The 22,592-nt window shown below is 67.5% G+C and carries 21 protein-coding genes; 17 read left to right on the top strand and 4 right to left on the bottom strand.

Annotated features, from left to right (window positions below; translation table 11 throughout):
• Positions 1-12: 12 nt before the first annotated feature.
• The 6 genes from OVO38_RS08255 to OVO38_RS08280 are packed head-to-tail and all read left to right on the top strand — an operon-like array spanning position 13 to position 5,121.
• On the top strand, positions 13-1,116 hold the full coding sequence (locus OVO38_RS08255; protein WP_267208211.1) for a glycosyltransferase family 4 protein: 1,104 nt from the start codon (positions 13-15) through the stop codon (positions 1,114-1,116).
• Positions 1,117-1,131: 15 nt separating this feature from the next.
• Positions 1,132-2,097, top strand: a complete 966-nt coding sequence (locus tag OVO38_RS08260) for an ROK family protein (RefSeq protein WP_095538108.1) — start codon at positions 1,132-1,134, stop codon at positions 2,095-2,097.
• Between the two features lie 36 nt (positions 2,098-2,133).
• Positions 2,134-2,883, top strand: a complete 750-nt coding sequence (locus OVO38_RS08265) for a lysophospholipid acyltransferase family protein (RefSeq protein WP_095546952.1) — start codon at positions 2,134-2,136, stop codon at positions 2,881-2,883.
• A gap of 6 nt (positions 2,884-2,889) precedes the next feature.
• On the top strand, positions 2,890-3,102 hold the full coding sequence (locus OVO38_RS08270) for a hypothetical protein (RefSeq protein ID WP_095534894.1): 213 nt from the start codon (positions 2,890-2,892) through the stop codon (positions 3,100-3,102).
• A gap of 42 nt (positions 3,103-3,144) precedes the next feature.
• Complete coding sequence (locus OVO38_RS08275) at positions 3,145-3,681, top strand: polyadenylate-specific 3'-exoribonuclease AS (protein ID WP_267208212.1); 537 nt, start codon at positions 3,145-3,147, stop codon at positions 3,679-3,681.
• A 51-nt stretch (positions 3,682-3,732) separates the two neighbouring features.
• Positions 3,733-5,121, top strand: coding sequence for a class II 3-deoxy-7-phosphoheptulonate synthase (locus tag OVO38_RS08280; RefSeq protein WP_267208213.1), 1,389 nt, complete (start codon positions 3,733-3,735; stop codon positions 5,119-5,121).
• A gap of 41 nt (positions 5,122-5,162) precedes the next feature.
• Here the strand turns inward: OVO38_RS08280 and OVO38_RS08285 are convergent, their stop codons facing one another.
• Entirely contained in the window at positions 5,163-6,485 is a 1,323-nt protein-coding gene (locus tag OVO38_RS08285; RefSeq protein ID WP_267208214.1) for a protein kinase domain-containing protein, read from the bottom strand.
• 10 nt (positions 6,486-6,495) lie between these two features.
• On the opposite strand from OVO38_RS08285, the gene OVO38_RS08290 reads away from it, so the two are divergent.
• The gene (locus OVO38_RS08290) at positions 6,496-6,888 is read left to right on the top strand and encodes an Rv2175c family DNA-binding protein (RefSeq protein WP_095538123.1); all 393 of its coding nucleotides are present in this window, start codon (positions 6,496-6,498) and stop codon (positions 6,886-6,888) included.
• Here OVO38_RS08290 and OVO38_RS08295 read toward each other — a convergent pair.
• Genes OVO38_RS08295 through OVO38_RS08305 form a run of 3 tightly spaced genes read right to left on the bottom strand, consistent with a single transcriptional unit; the run spans position 6,860 to position 10,074 of the window.
• Positions 6,860-8,347 carry an alpha-(1->6)-mannopyranosyltransferase A gene (locus OVO38_RS08295; protein WP_267208215.1) on the bottom strand — a complete coding sequence of 496 codons (1,488 nt, stop codon included), beginning with the start codon at positions 8,345-8,347 and terminating at the stop codon, positions 6,860-6,862. The two genes, OVO38_RS08290 and OVO38_RS08295, sit on opposite strands and share 29 nt — an antisense overlap.
• On the bottom strand, positions 8,347-9,450 hold the full coding sequence (locus tag OVO38_RS08300; RefSeq protein ID WP_267208216.1) for a polyprenyl synthetase family protein: 1,104 nt from the start codon (positions 9,448-9,450) through the stop codon (positions 8,347-8,349). The genes OVO38_RS08295 and OVO38_RS08300 overlap by 1 nt, the downstream gene beginning before the upstream one ends.
• Positions 9,451-9,507: 57 nt before the next feature.
• On the bottom strand, positions 9,508-10,074 hold the full coding sequence (locus tag OVO38_RS08305) for a GNAT family N-acetyltransferase (RefSeq protein WP_095555148.1): 567 nt from the start codon (positions 10,072-10,074) through the stop codon (positions 9,508-9,510).
• 139 nt (positions 10,075-10,213) lie between these two features.
• On the opposite strand from OVO38_RS08305, the gene OVO38_RS08310 reads away from it, so the two are divergent.
• From OVO38_RS08310 to murD, 10 genes are all read left to right on the top strand, one after another.
• Positions 10,214-10,657, top strand: coding sequence for an SAV_6107 family HEPN domain-containing protein (locus tag OVO38_RS08310; RefSeq protein ID WP_095547256.1), 444 nt, complete (start codon positions 10,214-10,216; stop codon positions 10,655-10,657).
• Positions 10,658-10,843: 186 nt separating this feature from the next.
• On the top strand, positions 10,844-11,236 hold the full coding sequence (locus OVO38_RS08315; RefSeq protein WP_267208217.1) for a DUF3040 domain-containing protein: 393 nt from the start codon (positions 10,844-10,846) through the stop codon (positions 11,234-11,236).
• A 762-nt stretch (positions 11,237-11,998) separates the two neighbouring features.
• On the top strand, positions 11,999-12,433 hold the full coding sequence (gene mraZ, locus OVO38_RS08320; RefSeq protein WP_038591497.1) for a division/cell wall cluster transcriptional repressor MraZ: 435 nt from the start codon (positions 11,999-12,001) through the stop codon (positions 12,431-12,433).
• A gap of 211 nt (positions 12,434-12,644) precedes the next feature.
• Positions 12,645-13,739: a 16S rRNA (cytosine(1402)-N(4))-methyltransferase RsmH gene (gene rsmH / locus OVO38_RS08325; RefSeq protein ID WP_267208239.1), complete on the top strand. Its 1,095-nt coding sequence runs from the start codon at positions 12,645-12,647 to the stop codon at positions 13,737-13,739.
• A gap of 37 nt (positions 13,740-13,776) precedes the next feature.
• Complete coding sequence (locus OVO38_RS08330) at positions 13,777-14,592, top strand: hypothetical protein (RefSeq protein ID WP_239216085.1); 816 nt, start codon at positions 13,777-13,779, stop codon at positions 14,590-14,592.
• Positions 14,593-14,883: 291 nt separating this feature from the next.
• Complete coding sequence (locus OVO38_RS08335) at positions 14,884-16,797, top strand: peptidoglycan D,D-transpeptidase FtsI family protein (protein WP_369825032.1); 1,914 nt, start codon at positions 14,884-14,886, stop codon at positions 16,795-16,797.
• Between the two features lie 92 nt (positions 16,798-16,889).
• Positions 16,890-18,419 (top strand): UDP-N-acetylmuramoyl-L-alanyl-D-glutamate--2,6-diaminopimelate ligase, encoded by a 1,530-nt coding sequence (locus OVO38_RS08340; protein ID WP_267208218.1) that lies wholly within the window; start codon positions 16,890-16,892, stop codon positions 18,417-18,419.
• Positions 18,416-19,969 carry a UDP-N-acetylmuramoyl-tripeptide--D-alanyl-D-alanine ligase gene (locus OVO38_RS08345; protein ID WP_267208219.1) on the top strand — a complete coding sequence of 518 codons (1,554 nt, stop codon included), beginning with the start codon at positions 18,416-18,418 and terminating at the stop codon, positions 19,967-19,969. Before OVO38_RS08340 ends, OVO38_RS08345 begins: the two co-directional genes overlap by 4 nt.
• 98 nt (positions 19,970-20,067) lie before the next feature.
• Positions 20,068-21,174, top strand: a complete 1,107-nt coding sequence (mraY, locus tag OVO38_RS08350; RefSeq protein WP_095536825.1) for a phospho-N-acetylmuramoyl-pentapeptide-transferase — start codon at positions 20,068-20,070, stop codon at positions 21,172-21,174.
• Positions 21,175-22,584 (top strand): UDP-N-acetylmuramoyl-L-alanine--D-glutamate ligase, encoded by a 1,410-nt coding sequence (gene murD, locus OVO38_RS08355; protein ID WP_267208220.1) that lies wholly within the window; start codon positions 21,175-21,177, stop codon positions 22,582-22,584.
• The last annotated feature ends 8 nt before the right edge of the window (positions 22,585-22,592 follow it).

Raw genomic sequence — 22,592 nt, forward strand, 5'->3', positions numbered from 1 at the left:
CGCTGGCAGGCCATGGCCCCGACGCTGCTTGTCACCAACGACTTCCCGCCGACCCTCGGCGGGATTCAGTCGTATCTGCGGGATTTCGTCTCCCACCTCGTTGCGCTGAACGGGCCCAACTCGGTGGTGGTGTTTGCCTCCACGCAGGACGCGGCGGCTGCGCGCGAGTGGGACGCCGCGCAGCCCTACACCATCGTGCGGTGGCCACACCGGGTGATGCTGCCCACCCCGCGCGTCCGGGCGGCAATGGCGCAGCTGATCCGCCGCCACGGCGCGACCACGGTGTGGTTCGGTGCAGCCGCGCCATTGGCCGTCCTTGGCGGCGCCGCCAAGCGGGCCGGTGCGCACCGCGTCGTGGCCACGACCCACGGGCACGAGGTCGGCTGGTCGATGCTCCCGGGCGCGCGCCAGGTCCTGCGCAACATCGGCCGCAACGCAGACGTACTCACCTACATTTCCGGCTACACGCGCCGCCGCATTGCCCCCGCATTCGGCGCACACCCCGAGTACGTCGCGCTGCCGTCCGGGGTGGACACGGACTTTTTCCGGCCGGCCGAGCCCGCCCACGCCGAGCCCGCGCCCCGCATCGTGTGCGCGTCCCGGCTCGTCCGCAGAAAAGGGCAGGACCAGCTCATCCGCGCGCTGCCCGCCATCCGCGCAGCCGTGCCGGGTGCCCAGCTCGTGATCGTCGGGTCCGGTCCAGACGAGCGCCGACTCCGCACCCTCGCCCGCGGCACCGCAGGTGTGACCTTCACCGGCGCGGTCGACCGAGCAACGCTGCGCGACACCATCGCCTCAGCCGACGTCTTTGCCATGCCCGCTCGCACCCGCGGCGGCGGCCTCGACGTGGAGGGCCTTGGCATCGTCTACCTCGAGGCGCAGGCCTGCGGCGTCCCCGTCATCGCCGGCGACTCCGGCGGCGCGCCCGAAACCGTCACGCCGGCAACCGGCGTCGTCGTTGACGGCACGAGCGTGAGCATGCTTGCCAACGCCACCATCACCCTCCTCAGTGATCCCGCCGCGTCCAAGCGGATGGGGGAGGCGGGGCGGGTGCGCGTCGAGAAGCACTTTGCCTGGGACGTGCTGACCCGCAGGTTGGCTGCACAGCTGAAGTAACTACGATGATGGGCTATGGCAACGGACGAAACGCTCACGCTCGGTTTTGACATCGGCGGAACGAACTTGCGCGCCGCCGTCGTGGATTCGGCGGGGCGGATTCTTGACTCGGCGCAGACGCAGACGCCGCAAACCGGCCCGGAAATGACGCAGGGGATCGTGCAGCTGGTCAACCAGTTGCGCGAGACGTACGACATCGGTGCTGTCGGCCTGGCGATCGCCGGCTTCCTCGACCCTGACTGCGAGATCGTGCGGTTCGCCCCGCACCTGCCGTGGCGCGACGACCACCCGCTGCGCCGCGAGCTCAGTGACGCCCTTGGCCTGCCGGTGCGCTTGGAGCACGACGCGAACTCGGCGGCCTGGGGCGAGTACCGCTTCGGCGCCGCGAAGTCGGCCGACACGTGGGTGCTGTTCGCCGTGGGCACGGGAATCGGCGCGACACTGATGCACCACGGGGAGATCTACCGCGGGTCCTTTGGCACCGCCCCGGAGTTCGGCCACATTACCGTCGTCCCGGACGGGCGGGTCTGCTCCTGCGGCAAGCAAGGGTGCCTCGAGCGCTACGCGTCGGGGACCTCGCTGGTGGACTGCGCGATAGAGAGCGCGGCGAAGGGCTCCTACAAGCGCTGTGGCCTGTACCGCAAGGTGGTGGACAAACGCGCGACTGGGCGCGACGTGATGGCCGCGGCGCGCGCCGGCGACGAGCTGGGGCAGGCCGCCGTGGACAGCTTCGCCACCTGGCTGGGGCGCGGACTGTCAATCGTCGCTGACGTGCTCGACCCCGCCCTCATCGTGTTGGGCGGCGGGGTGTCGGAGGACGCCGACCTGTTCATTGACACTGCTCGGGAAACGATGGCGAACACGATGGTCGGGTCCGGGTACCGCCCGGTAGCAGACATCCAGTGCGCGGAACTCGGCCCCCAGGCCGGTATGATCGGAGTGGCTGACCTCGCGCGCGAGATGCTGCGCGGCGAGCACTGAAATCTTGATCAGCATCTTGATGAGGGAGCAAACGCAATGACAAACCGGTGGTATTCACTGTTTAAGGCCGTGCTCGGCCCGTTCCTCATTGTGTGGAATCGCCCGACGATCAACGGCGCGGACAACATCCCGGAGCGCGGCCCGGCGATCATGGTGTCCAACCACCAGGCCGTCATGGACTCGTTTTACCTGCCGCTGATGGTGCGCCGGCAGCTCACGTTCCCGGCGAAGAGCGAGTACTTCACCACGCCCGGCGTGAAAGGCGCGGTGCAGAAGTGGTTCTTCTCCTCGGTGGGGCAGGTCCCGCTGGACCGCCAGAGCTCGGATGCGGGCGATGCCCTGCTTAACGCCGCGACGCGGGTGCTGGACAGCGGCGAGCTCTTTGGTATTTACCCGGAGGGCACCCGCTCGCCGGACGGCCGGGTGTACAAGGGGCGCACGGGCGTTGCGCGCATCGCGATGGAAACGGGCGCGCCCGTCGTGCTGACCGGCATGGTGGGCACCCGCAACGCCAACCCGATCGGCACCAACTTCCCGCGCCCGGCGAAGGTGCACATTGAGATCAGTGAGCAGATCGACCCGCACGCGTGGGCTGCGGAGCACGGGTTCGACCCGGCGTCGCGCGAGGTAGCCCGTCCGTTCACGGACTACCTCATGCGCCGGCTCGCCGAGCTGACGGGCTACGACTACGTTGACGTCTACGCCAGCGAGGTCAAGGAATCCCTCGCCGCGACGGGGTCGTACCCGCCGGGGGCCGAGCCGGAAGCAACGTCGGAGGGAAAGTAGGTGAGCATGAAGAGCATGGACAAGGATCTCCTCACCCGCATCGTGCTGGTGGTTGTCACGGTGGCGCTCTACATTGTTGCGTCGCAAACCGGCTTTCACACGACAATTGCCGCACCGATCGCCGTCGTCATCGTCGCGGTTGTGATGTTCTGGCCGCGCAGTCGCGCTCGGCGTGAGGAGCGCCTGCCGATCCGCTTGGATGATCGCCCGAGCGAGTAGCAAATGTTTACACCCTGGAACTAGGAAGGCCTGTGTGCGCAGGTGAAGTATTTCTACGATACGGAGTTCATTGAGGACGGCTCGACGATCGAGCTGGTGTCCATCGGCATCGTCGCCGAGGACGGCCGCGAGTACTACGCGGTTTCTTGCGACTTCGACGCCACCCGCGCCAGCGACTGGGTCGTCCGCAATGTGCTGCGTAAGTTGCCGCCGGAGAGCGACCCGCGCTGGAAGCCGCTGCGCACGATCCGCGATGAGGTCTTCGACTTCCTCACCGCTGACTCCTCCACGCCGCACCTCTGGGCGTGGGTTGGCGGCTATGACCACGTGCTGTTCGCACAGATGTGGGGTGACATGAGCGCGTACCCGCGCGAGCTGCCGCACTTCACCCACGAGCTGAAGCAGTATTGGGAGATGGCCGGCCGGCCGAAGCTTCCGCGGGTTCCGAAGGGGAGCCACGATGCGCTTGTCGACGCCCGTCATAACGTCAAGAAGTACCGCGCCTGCGCGGAAGTGCTGCCGCTGGATGCAAAAGGCCGGGTCACCGCGTTCCGTGACCCCTCTCTTGGGCACGCATAAAAGTCCGCAAATTCATTTTGTGCCCCTCACCGGTGTGCTAAGAATGAGAACGTGAGTTGGACTATTGACATCCCTAAAGAAGTTTTGCCCGATCTTCCGCCGCTGCCGGGGGACCTGAACGAGCAATTTCAGGACGCGGTTTCGCGCGACGCGAAGCAGCAGCCGAGCTGGGACCCGGATCAGGCCCGCGCCGTGCGCAAGATCCTCGAGTCCGTTCCGCCTGTGGTCCTCGCGCCGGAGGTGCACCAGCTGAAGTCGCACCTCAAGAACGTCGCGCTGGGCAAGGCGTTTCTGCTGCAGGGCGGCGATTGCGCCGAGACCTTTGAGTCCAACACGGAGCCGCACATCCGGGCGAACGTGCGCACGCTGCTGCAGATGGCGGCGGTGCTGACGTACGGCGCGTCGATGCCGGTGGTCAAGCTCGGCCGCATCGCGGGGCAGTACGCCAAGCCGCGCTCGTCCGATCTGGACGCGAACGGTCTGCCGAACTACCGCGGCGACATTGTCAACGGCGTGGAGCCGACCGAGGAGTCCCGCCGCCACGACCCGGCCCGCATGGTCCGCGCGTATGCAAACTCGTCCGCAGCGATGAACCTGGTGCGCGCCCTGGTTGCTTCGGGCACCGCTGACCTGCACAACATCAATGATTGGAACCGCGAGTTCGTGACCAACTCGCCGGCGGGTGCGCGCTACGAGGCGCTCGGCCGCGAGATCTCTCGCTCGCTCGCGTTCATGGACGCCTGCGGTGTCAACGACTACAACCTGCGCACCTCCGAGATTTTCGCGTCCCACGAGGCACTGCTGGTTGATTACGAGCGCGCGATGCTGCGCCTGGCGGACGGCGAGGACGGCAAGCAGCACCTCTACGATCTGTCCGCGCACCAGCTGTGGATTGGCGAGCGCACCCGCGGGATGGATGACTTCCACGTCAACTTCGCGGCGCTCATTGATAACCCGATCGGCATCAAGCTCGGCCCGAAGGTGACCCCGGAGGAGGCTGTCGCCTACGCGGACAAGCTCGACCCGAACCGCGAGCCGGGCCGCCTGACCATAGTGATCCGCATGGGCCACGACAACGTCCGCACGGTCCTGCCCGGCATTGTCAAGGCTGTCGAGGCGTCCGGCCACAAGGTCGTCTGGCAGTCGGACCCGATGCACGGCAACACGTTCACCTCGTCCAACGGCTACAAGACGCGCCACTTTGACAAGATTATTGATGAGGTCCAGGGCTTCTTCGAGGTTCACCGCGAGTTGGGCACGCACCCGGGCGGCGTGCACATCGAGCTCACCGGCGAGAACGTCACCGAGTGCCTCGGCGGCGCGCAGGACATCAGCGACGTGGACTTACCGGGCCGCTACGAGTCGGCCTGCGACCCTCGCTTGAACACCGAGCAGGCCCTCGAGCTGGCCTTCCTCGTCGCGGAGATGCTGCGCTACTAAGCGCCATTCGCTTCTCGACGCCCCCGCGATCCCTCCCTTCCTCACCCGCCCAGCGCGGAACTGAGCAGGGGAGGGATTTCGCCGTAGAGGCCCGAGCCGAACCACCAACCGCCGACGGCGACGGCTGCGGTGACCGCAACCGCGAACAGCACGTACACCACAATCCCCAGGCCTGATCGGTTGGAAACGCGCCGCACCTTAGGGCGCGGTCCGCGCGCGGCTGGCGGTGCCGCCGGTGTTGGCGGCCGCTGCGTGGGTGGCGGCGCGACGGGAGCCTGCCGCGTCGGCACGGGCACCGGTTGCGGGGCAGGTTGCGGGACTGGTTGCGGGACCGCAGCCGCGGCCCCAGCGCCCGGGGCATCCGGGAACAGGCGCCGCTCGGCCTGCGGGACGGCGCGCGTGGATCCTGCTCCGTTGGGGTGCTGCGGGCGCTGAGGGTGCGGAGGGCGCGGAGGGCGCGGCTGGGAGCCGAAGCGCGTGGGGTGCGCTGCGGCGCGGTTTGCGGCCGAGTTTTTTGGGGCCGGCACGGTGTAGGCGGGAAGGCGCAGGTCGCGCGCGACGTCGTCGAGCGCATCGAGGAACTCCCCGGCGTCGCGGAACCGCTCGGAGGGGGTCCGGGCTGTCGCGGTGGTGACGAGTTCGTCGAAGAGCATGGGCACTCCGTCGATAAGCTGCGACGGCGGCGGCACATCATCCTGCAAGCGTGCGTAGGCGTGGGCGAGCGGCGTGTCGCCGGTGAACGGGGTGCGGCCGGTGAGGAGCTCGAAAAGGACAATGCCGGCGGAGTAGACGTCTGAGGCGGGCGTGATCGCGGAGCCGTTGACCTGCTCCGGCGAGAGGTAGGACACGGTGCCCACGATCTGGTCGGTAGATTGCGGCGACTCGGCGGCGGCGCGCACGAGCCCGAAGTCGGCGAGTTTGACCTGGTGGTCGGCGCTGATGAGCACGTTGTCGGGCTTGATGTCGCGGTGGACAAGGCCTTTGGCGTGCGCGACTCCGAGCCCGGTGAGCAGGCCGCGGAGCACGCTGGTGGCCGCGTGCGGCGGCATCGGGCCGCGCTCGGCGAGGAGCTCGCGAAGCGTGCCGCCGGTGATGAGCTCCATGATGAGGAAGATGGTGTCGCCCTGCGCGGAAAAGTCGTAGACGTTGACCAGGTTCGGGTGCGACAGCTGCGCCATGGCGCGTGCCTCGCGGCGGAACCTGTCGAGGAACACCGGGTCATGAACGTACTGTTCGTGCATGACTTTTGCGGCGACCTCGCGCCCGAGCCGGGTATCCACGCAGCGGTACACGGTGGCCATGCCGCCACGCGCGATCGGCCTGTCGATCACGTATCGGTTGTCCAGGTAGTCTCCTACACGCATGCTGACCAGTATGGTGCACACCCGCCGCTCGGCGCTAAACTACGGTTCCGTGAATACTCTTGATGATCTTCTCGCTGGCGAAGAACTGCTCACCATGCCCGATGTTGCGGAGATGCTCGGCATCCCCGTGACCAAGGTGCACGACTACGTGAACGGCAAGAAGCTCGTGGTCTACCGCAAGGACGGCAAGAAGTACATCCCGGCCGTGCTGTTCAGCGACGGCGAGATGAGCAAGTTCATCACCGGCGCGATCACGGTGCTCTACGACGGCGGATTTACCGAGGAAGAGATCCTCGCATACCTGTTTACCCCGGACGATTCGCTCCCGGGCCGTCCGATCGACGCCCTGCACGGCCACGGCGCGCGCGAGGTAATCAGGCGCGCGCAGGCGATGGCGTTCTAGCGCCGACCTGCTTATCGACGCCACCGCGCGGCCACACCAACACGACCGACAGAAGCGCCGCGAACGGCGCGAGCACGAGGAACCACGGGTCGTAGAAGCGGTGGTTGCCGCTGCCCGTGAACGCGAGCGCGATGACGACGGAGCCGCCCACCGCGACCCGCTCGACCCACGCCGGGGCACGGAACGTGCCCACCAGTGAGATAAGCGACGCGTAATACCAGGGCAGCGTCACCGAGTTGGCGACAAAGGCGACGGCGTAGGCGGCAGTGGTGCCGGCGACGGCGGTGGAGCTGGCAAGCGCCCTGTCTTTGGGGCGGAAGAACCACCACACGACGACGAGCCCGGCGAGCATGAGGATCCCGCTGGCCGCGCGGGTGGCGGCGAGGGCGCTGTTGTAGTGGAAGTCCTCGTTGATCAGCTGCGCGATCGGCGCGATGAGCTCGGCGAGCAGCGTCGGCCCGGCCAGCGGGTTGACCACCTTGGAGTTTCCGGAGATCTCCTCGACCCAGCCCCACGACGATCCGGAAAGCACGGTGACGAGATTGACCACCGCGGCCGTGACGGCGACGGTCCACGCACCGCTGCCGATGAACACGCCCACGCGGCGCGGCCAGCTGGCGTGCGCGCCGCCGTTGTCGCGCGCGAGCAGGATCCAGACGACGAAGGGGAGCGCGATCGCCGCGGTGGCTTTCAGGGAGACGGCGAGCGCGATGAGCACGATGCCTGCGGTGGACCAGGCAACACGGCGGCGCTGCGGCGCGATGCACGCGAGCAGGCCGGCGGAAACGAGGCCGACCATGACAGATTCGTTGTGCATGCCGCCGACGAGGTGGAGCAGCATGACCGGGTTTGTGGCGCCGATCCACAGCGCGAATTCCGCGTTCCCACCGAGCTCGCGGGCGATCCGCGGTACCGCCCACACGATGAGGGCGAAGCCGGCGAGCGAGATGAGCTTGTACACCATCAGCCCGGCGGTGACGTCGTCGCCGACAACCGAGGTAATCGCCTTGCCCAGCCCGAGGTGGAGCGGGCCGTACGGGGTGGTGGTGTTGCGCCAGTCGTGGCTGACCTCCCAGAGGTACGGTCCCGGGTTGACGGCTGCGCCCTCGGTGTAGGGGTCGTAGCCGTCGCGAAGCATTGCCCCCTGCATGAGGTAGGAGTAGACGTCGCGCGACAGCACCGGCCCGCTGAGCACGAGCGGTGCGGTCCAGGCGCAGGTGGCCAGTCGCGTCGCGCGTAGGCCGGGGCGGGCGCGGCCGAGCAGCAGCCAGGCCACGACAAGACCCAGGATGCCCACGGTGAGCAGGCCGTCCATGAGTCCGCGGCCGTGGCCGTAGGTGAGGGCGTCGAGGCCGAGTTCCCGCATCAGCCCGCTGCGGTTGCGCGTTGCGCCCGCGCCGTAGGAGCCAAGCGCGATGCACACGCTGGCGGCGACGCCAAGCCAGAGCGTGCGCTGCATCAGGCGCGCCGTTCCGTGGACTTGATGGCCAGTTGCCGCAGGGTGTTGGCCACGGCGTCGTCGATATTGGCGGTCTCCAGGTGCGCGAGCCCCGAGGTAGTAAGGGCGTCAATTCGCTTTTCGACGCCCTCCAGCGCCCCACTTTCCGCAATCAGCTCCGCCAGCCGGGCCAGATCCTCAGGCGCCGTGGCGGTGCCGATGCCGGCGCGTAGCTCGGCCGCGGCGGACGGGTCGGACTCGTCGAGCAGCTGGAGCGCGGTGGCGAAGAGGACGGTGCGCTTGCCCTCGCGGAGGTCGTCGCCGGCCGGCTTGCCGGTGACGGCGGAGTCCCCGAAGACGCCGAGGACGTCGTCGCGGAGCTGGTAGGCGATGCCGATGTCGTGGCCGTAGCCGCGGAAGGCTTCGATGGTATCCGCAGGCGCGCCCGCGATCGCTGCGCCGAGGTGCAGCGGGCGTTCGATGGTGTACGCGGCGGTCTTGAACCGGTTGACGCGATCCGCAAGTTCGATGGACTCGCTGCCCTGCGCCTCGAGCATGATGTCGAGCAGCTGGCCGCCGATGACCTCGGTGCGCATCCCTCGCCACGGCGCCGCGGCGCGCTCGAGGGCGGCGTCGCTCAGGCCGGAGTAGCGCCACATGTCCTCGGCCCACACCAGGGCGAGGTCTCCGATGAGGATGGCGGCGTGTTCGCCGAAGGTGGCGGCGTCGCCGCGCCTGCCGGCCGCGAGGTGTTCGGCCTCCACGGCGCGGTGGACGGTCGGGTTGCCACGCCGGGTGTCGGAGGCGTCAATGATGTCGTCGTGGACGAGGGCACAGGCCTGGATGAACTCGAGCGCGCTGACGGCGCGCAGGACTGCCTCCGGGTCCTCGGCGGATGCCGAGCCGCCGCGCTCCAGCCCGCCGCCGCCAACGAAGCCGGCCCAACCGTAGAGCGGGCGGATGCGCTTTCCGCCGCCCAGGACGAATCGCTCCAGGTGGGCTACCGCGTTGGTGACGGGCTCGCCGATGCGGGCGACCGGTTCGCGCTGCTGGTCAAAGAATTGGCGGAGTTGTGCTTCCACGGCCGCGGGGATCTGGTCTAGCGGGGTGCTCCTATCGGCCACGGTGTGGACTCCTTATATCTCATGAGTGTGGGGGGCGTCGTGCTACCGCAAGATTACCTACCCGTCGGACGGCAGCGGCAGGGTGCGTCCCAAGATTGCGAACGGGCGCGGGTCCCCCGAGTAGTAGAAGCCGCGGGCGACGTCGGTGAACCCAAACCTGCGGTAGAGCCGGAAGGCGGCGTTGGCCTCCTGCTCGACCTCCGGGGTGGACAGCAGCGCGTGGGGCGCAGGTGTCGCCTGGAGGAGCGCGCGCAGGAGGTGCGCGCCGATGCCTTGCCCCTGGGCGCTGGGGGAGACGTGGACCTCCGCAACCTCGAAGTAGTTGCGCAGGATTGCGCGGTCGTGGTCGGTGGGCCCGCCGTTTTCTCGCATCGCGCGGACGAGCTGTCGGTCCCACCAGCGCTCGCGGCTGCCCAGGAATCCGTAGGCCACGCCAAGAACGTGCTCGCCGCTGACGGCGGCGAAGGCAACGAACCCGGGGGTGGTGACTTCGCCGCGCCAAACGCGGATCCGCTCGGGGCGGATCGAGCGCGGGTACTCCATCGCGTCGAGGTAAATGTCCACGAGCTGCGGTGCAAGGTACGCGAATTCAGCCTTGCTCAGGGGGCGAATGTCTACGGTCACGTCTCCATCGAACCATGCCGGTACTCGCGCCGTGGAAAAAGCCACAACTTCGAACATGTGAGCGACTATCGACGCCACCGTGTTCGCCCCGCACCTTAAGGTCAACACCAACGACATCCCAATAGGAAAGGACAGCCCGATGAACACCACTACTGCCAGCGTGATTTCCGCAACTACCCGCTCCGCGTCCTCCACCGCCAAGCGCGACCGCTTCCTTGCCGCCGCGGACGCCTTCTTGGCGCAGGCCCACGAGGAGCTCGAGGAGGGGGATGAGGCGCTCGCTCTTGAGCAGGCGTACCTGGCCGCGCTGCGTACTGCGGGAGCGGTGTGCGCCACCGCGCCGGAGATACGCCGGCGAAAGCGGCTGCCGAGTAGCGCGTGGGACAAGCTGGCGCTCACCGGTCCGGACGGCAAGCGGTGGGCGGCGACGTTTCGTGGTTACTCGGCGCTGCGTGGCCGCGTTGCCTCTGGCATCCAGCAGCGCCCAGAGATGGACAAGGTGACGGCCCTGCTGGACGAGGCGGAGCAGTTCTATCTGGCGTCCCTGCCGGAGTTTGGCGCGGAACCTCCACTGGTGGCCTAGTATGGCGGCATGGAGGCGGGGTGCGCTGTGGGCGAATGGCAAATCAGCACAGTTCGCTGAACCGATTCTCCGGCGGGAACAATCTGAGTAGGATGACCGTTGTACCCATAAGATGATTCGCCGCCGAGGCGATTCAACCACCGATTGAGTGCGGTCAACACGCCGTATAGCTGGGGAGTGAAGCCATTGTCTCTTTCTGAACAGGAACAGCGCGCCCTCCGAGAGATCGAGCAGTCGCTTCTCGCTGAGGACCCGCAGTTCGGGAGCTCGGTCGCGCAAGACGCTGACTACGCAGGCCGTCAGCCGTCCGGCAAGATCACCCTCCGTAGCGTCGCGCTGATGGTCTTGGGTCTTGTGCTCCTGCTCGGCGGTGTCGCGCTCGCAACCGTCAGCGTGTGGATGGTGCTTATCAGCATCGTGGGCTTCGGCGTGATGATGTGCGGTGGTGTCATGGCGTTGCGTACGCCCGCAACCCCGTCCCCGCACCTCCGTCCGCAGCAGGCGAACGCGGCGCCGCAGTCGCGCCGTGGCGCGTCGATGGAGGAGAGTTTCCGCCGCCGTTTCGAGGATCGGCAGTAGACCGCCGGTAGGTACTGCCCGGGGAAGTTGTTGCCCCGCAGATTGGCTCAGCGCATCCCGTTCTGGGGTGCGTTTTTTCATGCCCACACTCACTTCGGGTGCTCAGGCTCTTTCCGGCTCCGGGCGTCCATGAGTCAGGACGTGTCATCCGCTCTGACAACGCTTTCGACACCCAGGTGACGAGATCACCGTGACGAAGTCGTTGGAAAATCCTCGCATCTTCGTCATGGTGATCTCGTCAAACAGGCCCGACCTCACCCCGGCAACGCCCTGGGTCGGCCAGACTTCTGCCCCGGTGGCGCATTACCGGTGTTCCCGCGTGCTCTGGGGGCCACCCACTTCGCCCCACCAGGACGCCCCACTTTCTCCCACTCCGCCACTTGCCCCCACCACAGACGCCGTTCGCGGCGGCTGCGTGCACCCCGGCTCAGCGATTTTCCTGGGCTTTTGCACTTCGGGCGCGTGGAGGGGCTGGAGGGGCGTGTGGTGATGGTGGGGTAGGGGCGTCGAAAAGCGACCCATGTGGCGCCGAGCCCCAACGGGAAGGGGACCGCGCCCCACCGCTAAACGTGCCCGTTGTGCAGGAGAAATGCGCGACGTGAAAAGAATTTTCCCGTGTGGTGTGGCGTCAGTGGGGGAAAGTGGGTTAAAGTGGGCCATGCGTGAAGGCGTGGCGTGCATCTTGACTACGTGTGCGGCACGAATTGGCGCAGAGAAAATTTCAGAGCCGATTCCGAAGGTGAAGGAGAGGTGGGTCGCCGGATGTTTCTGGGAACCTACACTCCCAAGCTGGACGACAAGGGGCGCCTGACGCTGCCCGCGAAGTTCCGAGAGGGGCTCGCGGACGGGTTGATGGTGACCAAGGGGCAGGATCATTCGCTCGCGGTGTATCCGCGGGAGGAGTTCACCGCCAGGGCCAGAAAGGCTGCGGCGGCGTCCCGGACGAACCCGAAGGCGCGCGCGTTCATTCGTAACCTGGCTGCCAGCGCGGATGAGCAGACGCTCGACGGTTCCGGTCGCATCACGTTGTCGCCGGCGCACCGGGAGTACGCCTCCCTGACGAAGGAGTGCGTGGTCATCGGCTCGGTGGATTTTCTCGAGATTTGGGACGCTGAGTCTTGGGCTCAGTACCAAGAAGAGACTGAAGCCGCCTTCTCGGCGGCGGACGATGACGACATTCTCTCCGGTCTGCTGTAGGGCTGACTACCCGGCAGTGGGCGTGTGACTACTGACGGAGAGCGTGTACGGACTCTGTCCGGGGCGTGAAGCGTTCTGGTGTACTTCCCCGACATCAGAACTGCCGCCCCGGGCAGGGCTCTATGCGCTCCCCATTCGTGGGATTTGGGCGATACGAAAGCGGCAAGCGAGACGGAGGGAGGATCCTCGGATGAATGACAACCTTTCGGCGATGGATTACTCCGTCGCGGCAAATCACGGGCACGTGCCGGTGATGCGCGATCGTATGGCCGAACTGCTGGTGCCGGGCGTCGAGAAGCTTGGTGCGAAGGCAGTGCTTATCGACGCCACACTCGGCGCCGGCGGACACACCGAACATTTCCTCCGCGCGTTCCCTGATGCGCACGTGATCGGCGTGGACCGTGACCCGAACGCGCTGGCGCAGGCGTCGGAGCGGCTCGCCCCGTTCGGTGATCGCTTCGCCCCCGTGCAGGCGCGCTTCGACGACATGGGTGCGGCAATCGCTGGCGCTGCCGGCCCCGCCTTCGACCTCGTCCGTGAGGTCGGCGTGGCCGGTGCCCTCTTTGACCTGGGCGTGTCATCGATGCAGCTGGACCAGGAGGAGCGCGGGTTTGCGTACCGCGTGGACGCGCCGCTGGATATGCGGATGGACCCCTCGCACGGTATTACTGCCGCTGACGTGCTGAACACGTACAGCCACGGTGACCTGGCGCGGGTGCTCAAGACCTACGGGGACGAGCGCTTCGCGGGCAAGATCGCGTCCGCGGTGCTTAAGGAGCGTGAGCGAGGGCCGTTCACCACCAGCGCCCGACTGGTGGAGTTGCTGTACAACACGATTCCGGCGGCGACCCGCCGCACCGGTGGCCACCCGGCAAAGCGCACCTTCCAGGCACTTCGCGTCGAGGTCAACGGAGAGCTGGACGCGATCCGCGGCGTGATCCCCGTGGTCACGGACCTGCTCGCGCCTGGCGGACGCGTGGTGTTTATGAGCTACCAGTCCCACGAGGACAAGATCATCAAAGCTGCGTTCCGTGATTTGACCACTTCGAAAACCCCGCCCGGGCTGCCGATGGATTTGCCTGGCACCGCCGCGGAGTTCGCACCGATTACCCACGGTGCGGAGAAGGCTTCCAAAGAAGAAATCGAGCGTAACCCGCGCGCCGCTCCCGTTCGAGTGCGAGGAATAGAGAGACTGTGTGCGGACAACGCCGCACCTGTCTCCGCACCGAACGATTCAGCACCGCAGGAACCGTCACTGCAACGCCCCGCACACCAACTTCCCACCCAACAACTTCCCAACCAGTAGCTGACTCGACTGGACAAGGCCGAAAAGGAATCAGAACATGGGAGCACGAGACTTCACCGCAACAGGATCGACCGACACGCTTGAACGACCAAGCCGCGCCGGCGAATCCGTCGCGCGAGGACGAGCGGGATCGCGCGTGAAGCCGAGCGGGCGCTCCGCAGCGCGCACGACCACGAAGCGCCCCACCCGTACCGGGCACCCGGTCAAGCCGCACGTGCCGCACACCAAGCCGCGCGGCCGCCTCGGCTCGCAGCAGGTGGTCACAGTGCGCGGCCGCCGCGTCGCGGCGCCGGCCGACGCAGCGAAGCGCCGCTTCTCTGTCGTGTCTTCGGTGGGGCTGCCGCTGCTCATCGTCGGCGTCATCATCGCGATGGTGCTGTCCGGCCTGGCCACCAGTCAGTCCTTTGTCATTGAGAAGCTGCAGTCGCAGGAGCGCGATCTGAAGAGCTCGGTGGAAACCCTGAACCGCGACCTCGAGCAGCGTCGCTCCTCCGCGGAGCTGGCGCAAAACGCGGCGGATCAGGGCATGCTCGTCGCCTCAGAGCCGGGCATTGTCGACGTCGCGGCGGACGGCAAGGCCAACACCCGCCGCGAGTTCGACCCGGAGAAGAACGCGAAGGTCATCGACGTCAACAGCGAGAACGCACCCGCTGGCCGCGCTTCCAGTGACAAGAAGGCCACCGCAGAGATCAGCGACGCGCTCACCGCAACCCCGGGTGGCAGCCGCAACGCCGGCCAGCGCCCGTCGGCGGCACCGGCACAGCAGGGGCAGGCAGGACAGTCGGCGCCCCCGGCCCACGCGCAGATTGATAACGTCGCGCCGTACCAACCAAACGTCGCATCAAACTTCTAAGATGAGGTACCTGCACCGGCCAGCTCATCGGTAACAACGCCGGAGAGCCAGGAGGCTCTGCAAACACAAGGAGGACACGTGGTGGAATCGGGGTCGCGACGGCCACGTGGCTCAGCTGCTCGACAGCCTCAGCGAAAGGGCCCCGGCAAGCGCCGGGGAGGGGGAAGCGTGAAGCTGCCGCGGAGCGCGATGGATCAGCGCAAGCTGACCAACGCCCGCGTCAGTTTCGTGGTGGCCGTATTCCTTATCGTCGCGGCCGTGCTGGTCGCTCGTCTCGCGTGGGTTCAGCTCATGTGGGGCCCGGAGCTGCGCGAGCAGGCGCAGACACAGCGCGCCCGCGTCTACGTCGACCCGGCCCGCCGCGGTGACGTCGTTGATCGCGAGGGCAACCAACTCGCTTACACCATGCAGGCGCGCTCCCTGACGGTGTCCCCGGTCGTGCTGCGCCAGGAGCTGGCGGAGTTGGAGACGTACAAGATGCGCCAGGACGACGTCTCCGAATCCGACATCGAGCAGCAGCTCGACGCTCGCGTCGAGGACCGCCTGCGCCAGATGGCGAACTCGATCCCGCTGGCCATTGAGCACCGCGTCGTGCTCCGCGAGCCGGAGGAGGGAGAGGACTCGCTCGACGTGCTGAGCGACCTGGACGGCCTCGAGCTGCCCAAGTCCAGCGGCGCGAAGCCCAGCGCAAAGGCGGGGAACCAGAATGCTGCCGAAAACGCGGGGCCGGATGCCCAAGAAAGTTCGGTCAAGCCGAAGGACATCCTGGACAAGCTGCACTCGGACTCCAACTACGAAGTGCTCGTCCGCAACGTCGACCCAGACGTTGCCGGCGCGCTGGCCCGCACGTTCCACGGCCTTGCCGCGGACAACCAGGACATCCGCCAATACCCGAACGGCGCGATTGGCGAGAACATTATTGGAAAGGTCTCCATGGACGGCCAAGGTCAGTTCGGCCTTGAGGCATCGAGCGACGCCGCGCTGACCGGCATCAACGGCCGCTCCACAGAGGATGTCGCCGCCGGCGGCACCGCAATCCCGGGCACGTTGCGAGATGTCGTCCCCGCCGTCGACGGCGCACGCGTCGAGCTCACCGTGGATCTGGACCTGCAGACCTACGTGCAGCAGACCCTCGAGCAGGCGAAGCGCAACTCCGAGGCAAAGGACGCGCAGGCGGTCGTGCTCGACGCCCACACCGGCGAGGTCCTGGCGATGGCCAACACCGACACGATCGACCCGAACGGCGACTTGAACAAGCAGCTCAAGGAGGGCCGCGACTTTGAAAACAACGCGGTCTCGCACCCGTTCGAGCCGGGCTCGGTGGCCAAGATCATCACCGCTGCTGCCTCGATCGAGGAGGGTACGACCAACCCGGAGGAGGTCCACCAGGTCCCGGGCTCCATCGACATGGCCGGGGTGACGGTCGCAGACGCTTGGCAGCACGACGTCATGCCGTACACCACCGCCGGCATCTTTGGTAAGTCCTCCAACGTGGGCACCCTGCAGCTCGCGCAGCGCCTCGGCGAGGAGCGCTATTGGGACTACCTGCAGCGCTTCGGCCTGGGCAAGACCACGGGCATCGAGCTGCCCAACGAGTCCGCCGGCATCGTCCCCGTCCTGGAGCAGTGGTCCGGCGGCACCTTTGCCAATCTCCCGATCGGCCAGGGAATGAGCTGGTCCGCGCTGCAAATGGCCAGCGTGTTCCAGACCCTGGCCAACGGCGGTGAGCGCGTCGAACCGCGCGTGATCAAGCAGATCACCGGCCCGGACGGCGAGCAGATCGAGCAGCCCGCACCAGCGACCAACCGCGTGGTCAGCGAAGAAACCGCGCGCACCGTCGTGGATATGTTCCGGGCCACCTTCCAGTCCGACCCGGCCGGTGTACAAAACGGTACCGCCCAGGGCAACGAGATCGAGGGCTACCAGCTCTCCGGCAAGACCGGCACTGCGCAGAAGGTCGACCCGGACACGGGCGCGTACTCACAGAGTCAGTACTGGATCACGTTCGCGGGCATCGCGCCTGCCGACGATCCGCGCTTCGTTGTTGCCATCATGCTTGATGAGCCGACGCGCGGCCCCCTCGAAGGCGGCGCCGGCGGCCAGTCCGCCGCGCCGGTGTTCAAGGACATCGCCGCCTGGCTGCTCAACCACGAGAACATCCCGCCGAGCCCGGAGGCGAAGCCGTATGTGCTGCAGCAGCAGTAAGGTGCGTGGTGCAGTGCCCAACGCCTAGTGCCCAGCGCCCAGTCACGACACAACTTAATAGCCAGCAGCAACCGCCAACACAAGGAGGCCACATGAACACCGAAGCACCCACGCTGCAGCACCTCGCGCAGATCGCCGGGGCGCGCGTGGTCAACCCGCCCGCCGACGACACGCAGATCGCCTCGATCAGCCTCGACTCCACCGCGATCGAGCCGGGCGGGCTGTTCGCGGCGCTGCCCGGCACCCGCGTCCACGGCGCGTCGTTCGCCGAGGGCTCGCAGGCGGGGGCAATGCTTACCGACGCCGCCGGCCTGGACATCATCGCCGCCACCGGAGACGAGCGGCCCGTGCTGGTCGTCGAGGACGTCCGCGCCGTGCTCGGCGAGGTGTCGGCAGAGGTCTACGGGTGGCCGTCGAAAAGCATGCTCCTGCTCGGCGTGACCGGGACCTCCGGCAAGACGACAACGACGTATTTGCTCGAGCGCGGGCTGACCGCTGCGGGGCACAAGGTGGGGCTGATCGGCACGACGGGCACGCGGATTGCGGGGCGCGACGTCCCGTCGAAGCTGACCACCCCGGAAGCGCCGGCGCTGCAGGCGCTGTTTGCGCGGATGCGGGACGAAGGTGTGACCCACGTGGTGATGGAGGTGTCCTCGCACGCGCTGATGCTCGGCCGAGTCGGCGGCACTGATTTCGACGTCGCCGGGTTTACCAACCTGAGCCAGGATCACCTCGACTTCCACCCGACGATGGAGGATTACTTCGAGGCGAAGGCGTTGTTCTTCGACCCGCAATCTCCGTTTGCAGCCAAGAAGAGCGTGGTGGGCGTGGATGACGAGTGGGGCGAGCGGATGGCCCAACGCGCCGCGCACCCCGTCACCGTGGGGACCCACGGCCAGGAAGGCCTCGACGTGCAGGCCCACCAGGTCTCCGTGGAGGAGAGCGGCGCGCAACACATCGCGCTGACCCACGACGGACACGACTACGAGTTCCGGCTGCCCATGCCGGGCGCGTTCAACGTGGCCAACGCCGCGCTGGCGGTGGGGATGGCCACCACCTGCGGCGTGGCCGCCTGGCCGTTCATCCAGGGGCTCGCCAACGCCGCGGTGCCCGGCCGTATGGAACGCATCGACGCCGGCCAGGACTTTGTCGCGGTCGTGGACTACGCGCACAAGCCAGCCGCGATCGCCGCGGTGCTGCAGACACTGCGCAAGCAAGTTGACGGCCGCGTGGGCATTGTCGTTGGCGCGGGCGGCGACCGCGACTCGTCTAAGCGCGCGATTATGGGCGCGGAGGCCGCCCGCGGCGCGGATTTTGTCGTGGTGGCGGATGATAACCCGCGCACGGAAGACCCGGCCACGATTCGCGCGGCGGTGCGCAAGGGCGCGGAGGAGGCCGCCGGAGCAGACGCCGAGATCCGGGAGAACGACTCGCGCGCCGGTGCCATTGACGAGCTGGTCGCCTGGGCGCAGCCCGGCGACGCGATCGTGGTGGTTGGCAAGGGCCACGAGGTCGGCCAGATCGTGGGAACCACGACCCACCACTTTGATGACAGGGAAGAGATGCGCCGCGCGCTGGCCGAGCACGGCTACGCGGCGGGAGCCGAGAAGGAGCACGCATGATACCGCTGAGCCTGGCAACAATCGCTGAGATCACCGGCGGGACGCTGAGCCCGGAGGCCGACCCGGACGCGGTGGTCACCGGCAACGTGGAGTTCGACTCGCGCAAGCTAGTCCCCGGCGGCCTGTTCGTTGCGCTCCGGGGCGCGCGGGTGGACGGCCACGACTTCGCCGAGGCGGCGGTGCGCGACGGTGCGGTCGCCGCACTCACCGCGCGCGAGGTTGGCGTCCCCGCCATCATCGTGCCGAAGGTCCCGCCCCGCGAAGGTGACAACTCCGACTTGGCTGCCGGGGACCCGGACGGATCCACCGCGGGCGTCGTCCAGGGCATGAGCAAGCTCGCCGCCTACGTGGCGCGGGAGCTGAGCGCGACCCACAACCTGACCATCGCCGGGGTGACCGGTTCCGCCGGAAAGACGTCGACCAAGGACCTCATGGCCACGCTGCTCACGCGCGCTGGAGAGACGGTAGCGCCCCCGGGGTCGTTTAATAATGAGATCGGTCACCCCTATACCGTGCTGCGCTGCACCGAGGACACCGACTTCTTGGTCGCGGAGATGTCCGCACGCGGCATCGGGCACATTGCCCACCTGGCCAAGATCGCCCCGCCACAGATCGGCGTGGTGCTCAACGTCGGCTCCGCCCACATTGGCGAGTTCGGATCGCGCGAGAACATCGCCCTGGCCAAGGGCGAGCTCGTGGAGGCGCTGCCGTCGGCGGAAGAAGGCGGCGTGGCGGTCCTTAACGCGGACGACGACCTTGTCTCCGCCATGGCGTCGCGCACCAACGCGCGAGTCGTCACTTTTTCCACGCGCCCGCGCGGCGGCGACTTCTACGCCACCGACATCACCCTGGACGCCATCGCTCGCGCGTCCTTCGTCCTGCACTGCCCGGACGCGGAACCCCAGCGCGTCTCGCTCGGGGTCTTCGGTGCCCACCAGGTGTCCAACGCGCTGGCCGCCGCGGCGGTCGGCGTCCAGGCCGGGCTCGACGCGGCCCAGGTGGCCGAGGCACTCAGCGCCGCCCGCTCCGTGTCGGTCAACCGCATGGACGTGAACACGCGCGAGGACGGCGTCACCGTGATCAATGATGCCTACAACGCCAACCCAGAATCCATGCGCGCCGGCATCGCGGCGCTGGGCTACACCGCTGCCGCCCGCCCCGGGGTGCGCTCCGTCGCGGTGCTCGGCGAGATGGGGGAGCTGGGCAACGACGCGGTCGCCGCCCACGCCGCCCTCGCCGAGGAACTCGGGCGCTACCACGTCACCCACCTCATCGCCGTCGGACATACCGCGCCGATGGAGGCGCTGCTGCTCGGGTCGCAAGAACACGGCATCCAGGCCCAACAGGTCGCGGATGCGCAGGAGGCCACCGCCGCCGTGCGCCGGCTCTTGTCCGCCGCGCCGCCGGGCGAGTCGGGCTGGGAACACCGTACCGACCGCGACGTGGTGCTGGTGAAGGCCTCCAACGCGGTCAAGTTGTGGAGGGTCGCCGAGGAACTTCTGGCGGGTCATCGCTTAAGGGACGACCAACGCAATTATCCTCATAGCTGATCTGTCTCCGTCGCCGTAGGTGGCGGGTGGGCGTCGATAAGCATGCGCCCAGCGCTCAACAACTCAACAGTAAAAATTTCTAGCAAGGTAGCACTTCAATGGTTCAAGTCTTAAGCGCAGGGATTATCAGCTTCCTCGTGGCCATTTTCCTGACGCCCGTGCTCATCCGGTATTTCCACCGGCGGGCCATGGGGCAGGAGATCCGCGAGGACGGCCCGCAGTCCCACGCGCGCAAGCGCGGCACGCCGACGATGGGCGGTATCGCGATCCTCGTCGCGATTACCGTCAGCTACATTCTCAGCTCGCTGATCGCGCTGTTTACCGGGCACGAAGCGTTCACCGCCAGCGGCCTCATCGTGCTTGGACTGACCCTGTCGCTCGGCCTCGTTGGGTTTGCGGACGACGGCATCAAGCTGTTCATGCACCGCAACCTGGGCCTGAACAAGACCGCGAAGCTGGTAGCGCAGCTGGCCATCGCGCTCACCTTTGGCATTCTCATCTTGCAGTTCCCGGACAACGAGGGGCTGACCCCCGGCTCAACCGCGCTGAGCTTCGTGCGAGACATTGAAACGATCGACCTGGCGGTCGGCGGCGGCGTCCTCGGCACGCTTGTCTTCCTCGTGTTCATCTACATCCTGCTCGCGGCCTGGTCCAACGCGGTCAACCTCACCGACGGCCTCGACGGTCTCGCCTCGGGCACGACCGCACTGGTGATGTCCGCGTACGTGGCCATCACGTTCTGGCAGTTCCGTAACTCCTGCTCGCTGTCCGCAACCCCCGGCTGCTACGCGGTCCGCGACCCGCTCGACCTGGCCATCCTCGCCGCCGCCGGCTTTGGTGCCTGCATCGGCTTCCTGTGGTGGAACGCGGCGCCGGCCAAGATCTTCATGGGTGACACCGGATCGCTCGCGCTCGGCGGACTGGTTGCGGGGCTCTCCGTGGCCTCTCGCACCGAGCTGCTCATGATCGTGGTTGGCGCGCTGTTTGTCATGGAGGCAGGCTCTGTGGTCATCCAGGTCGCGTCGTACAAGACGACCGGCAAGCGCGTGTTCCGCATGGCGCCGTTCCACCACCACTTTGAAAACGGCGGTTGGGCCGAGACCACCGTGGTGGTTCGCTTCTGGATCATCTCCGCTATGGCCGTCGCGCTCGGTCTCGCGCTGTTCTACGGCGAGTGGCTCACGCAAGACGGGGTGAGCGCGTAAATGACCTCCCAGACGCAGGGGCACATGCTTATCGACGCCCCCGTGCTCGTCGCCGGAGCCGGCGTCTCCGGCCTCGGCGCGGCCCGCATGCTTTCCGCCCTCGGGGTGGAGTACACGGTCGCGGACGACAGCGCGTCGGGCCGCGACGCGGTCCGCGATGCCACCGGCGCTCCCGTCATCACGACCGCGGAGGCGGCCGAGCGCTTCGCCGACTTCGCCACCGTGGTGACATCCCCCGGCTGGCGCCCGGACACCCCGCTGCTCGTCCAGGCCGCACAGGTCGGCCTCGAGGTCATCGGGGACGTAGAACTGTGCTTCCGGCTCGACCGCGCGGGCGCGTTCGGCGCGCCTCGCGAGTGGCTGGTGGTCACCGGCACGAACGGCAAGACCACCACCACCGGCATGCTCGCCTCCATCATGACAAAGTGCGGGCACGACACCGGCAAGCGCGCGCAGGCCTGCGGCAACATCGGCGTGGCCGTCGCAGACGCCCTGCTGGCCGAGGAACGCGTCGACGTGCTGGTGGCCGAGCTCTCCAGCTTCCAGCTGCACTGGTCCACCCAGCTCGTCCCCGATGCGGGCGTGCTGCTCAACCTCGCGGACGACCACCTGGATTGGCACGGCTCCTTTGCCAACTACGCGTCCGATAAGGCGAAAGTGCTGCGCGCTCCCAGCGCGGTCGCCGGCGCAGACGACCCGGAGGTGACCAAACTGGTGGCGGCAACCGGCCGAGACGACGTCATCGGCTTCACGCTGCGCGCCCTCGAGCCCGGCCAGGTTGGCGTGGAGGGAGGTCGGCTGGTCTCTCGCTGGAGGAGCGACGATCCCGTGGACCTCGCTTCAGCCACGCGCATCCAGCCCCCAGGGGCCGCGGGCTTGCTCGACGCCGCCGCCGCGGCGGCGGTGGCGCTCACCCAGGGTGCGACGCCCGCCCACATCCAGGACGGGTTGGACGCGTACCGCGTGGCCGACCACCGCGGCGCCGTCGTCCACAGTGGTGGGGGCGTGGATTGGGTGGACAACTCCAAGGCCACCAACCCGCACGCCGCCCACTCCGCGCTGTCGGGCGCGGGCACCGTCGTGTGGGTCGCGGGCGGACAGCTCAAGGGCGCAAGCGTGGACGAGCTCATCCACGAGCACTCCGCACAGTTCCGCGCTGTGGCGCTCATGGGGACAGACCGCGAAATCCTGCGCGACGCGCTGCAGCGGCTCGCCCCGCAGGTGCCCATATTTGTCACGGAGAGCACCGACCCGGCCGAAGCGATGGACAACGTGGTTGAGTTCGCAGCTTCCGTAGCGCAGCCTGGGGATTCCGTGTTATTAGCCCCGGCTGCTGCAAGTTTGGATATGTATTCCGGAATGTCAGCGCGTGGCGACGAATTTCGCGCCGCAGCAATGAGACACTGCTAACACGAGTA

It is taken from the genome of Corynebacterium sp. Marseille-P8863, assembly GCF_946902955.1.
Classification (GTDB): domain Bacteria; phylum Actinomycetota; class Actinomycetes; order Mycobacteriales; family Mycobacteriaceae; genus Corynebacterium; species Corynebacterium gottingense.